The organism is Adlercreutzia sp. DFI.6.23 (genome assembly GCF_024462535.1).
GTDB lineage: Bacteria > Actinomycetota > Coriobacteriia > Coriobacteriales > Eggerthellaceae > Adlercreutzia > Adlercreutzia rubneri.
Genome location: NZ_JANGBP010000524.1, coordinates 1 through 301, shown reverse-complemented (window position 1 = coordinate 301; position 301 = coordinate 1). Strand labels below are relative to the sequence as shown.

The 301-nt window shown below is 49.2% G+C and carries 1 protein-coding gene; it reads left to right on the top strand.

Translation table 11 applies throughout. The features are described 5' to 3' along the window. Positions 1 to 33 precede the first annotated feature (33 nt). Positions 34 to 301 (top strand): hypothetical protein (locus NE591_RS14410; RefSeq protein WP_256157001.1); only part of this gene is annotated, 268 nt, incomplete at its 3' end.

Below are 301 nucleotides of genomic sequence, written 5' to 3'. Positions count from 1 at the left end.
ATCCTGAAGCACTACGAAGCGGATGAGCCATCTGTGTTTGACTTCTTGTCACGGGTGGCTGATGGGGCAGGAATCTCAAAGGAAGATGCGATTGTTGCAATTATGGGTTCCTCTGTCCTTAACTACGATTTGATGATGCATTATGATCCGGAGCGCTCAAAAACGTGCATGACCGTATCGGCTTGGGGAAACATGACCCTGGACGGCAGTCATCTTGGAGGCGCCAATCTTGATGCAATCAGCGCAACACCTGCTGCAATGTTCTCGGATATGATTTCTTATCCGGATGATGGCTATGCTG